At 68.7% G+C, this 2,447-nt stretch carries 2 protein-coding genes and 1 pseudogene; 1 reads left to right on the forward strand and 2 read right to left on the reverse strand.

What is annotated here, in order from left to right:
- Window positions 1–135, reverse strand: a pseudogene (locus tag DD1DGNOD_RS30870) (DNA-binding response regulator); the annotation flags it as partial.
- Window positions 132–1,460, reverse strand: a complete 1,329-nt coding sequence (locus tag DD1DGNOD_RS15050) for a sensor histidine kinase (RefSeq protein WP_131767061.1) — start codon at window positions 1,458–1,460, stop codon at window positions 132–134. The pseudogene DD1DGNOD_RS30870 and the gene DD1DGNOD_RS15050, both read right to left, overlap by 4 nt.
- A 392-nt stretch (window positions 1,461–1,852) precedes the next feature.
- Between DD1DGNOD_RS15050 and DD1DGNOD_RS15055 the strand changes: the two genes are divergently transcribed.
- On the forward strand, window positions 1,853–2,447 hold a 595-nt coding region (locus tag DD1DGNOD_RS15055; RefSeq protein WP_206443196.1), incomplete at its 3' end, for an AAA family ATPase.

Below are 2,447 nucleotides of genomic sequence, written 5' to 3' on the forward strand. Positions count from 1 at the left end.
CCGCCGGACGACGGCGATCGCCCTGCGCCCGTCCTCGGCCTCGCCGACCAGGTCGAGGTCGTCCTCGCTGTCGATCAGCACCCGCAGGCCGAGCCGCACCAGCGGCTGGTCGTCGGCGACCACCACCCGGATCACGTGCTCGCCCGCCGTAATGGCAGGACGGCTCGGACCTGCCAGCCGTGGTCGGGCCGCGGGCCGGCGATCACCGTACCGCCGAGATCGACGGCGCGTTCCCGCAGACCGCGTAGCCCGTGACCATGCCCGTGCTCGTGACCGACAGCCACCGAGTTGAGGTGCTCGGGATTCCCGGGCTCGGCGTCGATTGCGGCCACCGCCGGTGTCGCAGATACCAGCTGACCGGAAACCGGCTCGTCGCACACCCTGACCACCACCTGGTCGGGTTCGTAGCAGATCTCGACACGGGCGCGGGCCGGACCGGCATGCCTGAGCACATTCGTCAGCGACTCCTGGATGACCCGGAACACGGCGAGATCCACCTCGGCGGGCAGGACCTCCGGGCCTTCACCGGATGTCACCAGATCCACCGGCAGGCCGGCGCGCCGCACCTGCGCGAGCATCCCGTCCAGGCGTGCGAGTCCGGTCAACGGCATGTGCCGGGCGTTGTCGGACCAGCCGGCGTTCTCGCTGCCGTCCGTGAGCACCCCGGCGCTGTCGCGGGTACCGTCCTGGCCGGGTCGGAAGCCGACGCCGAGGCGGGTGAGAGCGAGGGTTGCGCGCAGTTCCTCCAACGCGTCGTGGCTGGTGCGCCGGATCGCCTCAAGCGCGGCCCGGGCCTGTTCGGGACGCCGGTCGAAGACGTGGAGGGCGACCCCGGCCTGCAGGGAGATGACGGACAGCCCGTGACCCACGACGTCGTGTACCTCGCGATACAACCGTAGCCGCTCCTGTTCGACCCTGGCTCGCTGTGCCTCGCCCTCGGCCTGCGCGGCGGAGCGTCGCGCGACCTGGAGCAGCCCACCGATGAGTGCCGGCACCGCCAACCAGAGGATCCCCAGCGTCCCAACGGCCCAGTGCGTCCAGCCGGCATCATCGTCGGCCAGGGCATCCCCGATCAGCTCACCACCGACGACGGTCACTCCGGCGGCTCCGGCGGCGACAGCCGTGGGCACAGCCGGCAGACGAGCGCCGACGGAGAACGCGGCGACGGCGAGGGGAAGCGGGACCGGCGGTGGGCCGTTCGGGTAGCCAGCGGCGAGATAGGTGCTGACCAGGACCGATTCGGCGGCCAGCATGACCAGGGGCTTGTACCGGCGCAGGAGCACCACGGCAGCGGCAGCGGCCAACAACAGGTAGCCCACGCCGTCGAGACGGCGGTTGAACCCGACCCACTCATGATCGACCTGGGTACTGCTGAGGAAGAGCACCGCCGCGGTCGCGGCTGCCGGGAGGATGTCGGCACGCAGGCAGCGGCCGACCGCGGCCAGCTTCCGAACATCCACCAGCCGACCGTATCCACCAGCAGGCCTGACAGCATCCGCCCCACAACGTATTGGACGCGAGATCTTCTACGCCCGCGGACGTACGCTGCCGGCGTCCCTGCGGGCATCAATGAGGCGCCGTCAACACCGTTGACTATATTGGAAAGATCTCATGCGATCGGACGTCCCCGACTGTTGAGGGTCGCCGAAGATGCCGATGGACTCGGGCCGGCGCGTCATGGTGTGCACCGATGGATGCGGCCGATCGCTGTGTGATTGTGCGTGTTCGCCAGCGGTACCGTGCTGGCGGCGGACGGGGCGTCCGTACGAGGATCCACTACGCACCCTCACGCTCATCCAAGATACTCTCATCAATGAGAGTATCTTGGATGAGCGCTTGCTGGAGGACGCGCGTGGCCGGATTCATCGGGCGTGATCGCGAACTCGCGACGCTCAACCGGATGCTGCAACGGATCGGATCCGGCGGGCGGGCTGGTCGTCCGGGTCGGGCGGTTCTGATGCGGGGTCGGCGCCGCGTCGGCAAGTCACGGCTTGCCGAGGAGTTCGTCGCGCGCGCGGGGATCCCATACGTGTTCTTCACCGCTTCCGCCCAGCCCGACGCAGCGGCGGATCTGCGGCTGTTCACCGAAGCCGTCGGGAGTTCGAGCCTTCCGGGCGCGGGCATGTTCCACGATCAGACGCCTCGATCCTGGGACGCGGCGCTGCAACTACTCGCCGGCGCACTCCCGATGGATCAGGTATGCGTCGTGATTCTTGATGAAATGCCGTATCTCATCGTCAATGACGCCGGTTTCGAAGGCACGCTGCAGAAACTCTTCGACCGCGAGTTGTCCCGCCGGCCGGTGCTGCTGCTGTGTATCGGATCGGACCTGGCGATGATGGAGGCGCTGAACAGCTACGGTCGGCCGTTCCATCAACGCGCCACCGAGATGGTGATCCCGCCGCTCAGCCCGGCCGATGTCGCCGACATGCTGGATCTCCCGCCCG

This window comes from Candidatus Protofrankia californiensis (genome assembly GCF_900634765.1).
Lineage (GTDB): Bacteria > Actinomycetota > Actinomycetes > Frankiales > Frankiaceae > Protofrankia > Protofrankia californiensis.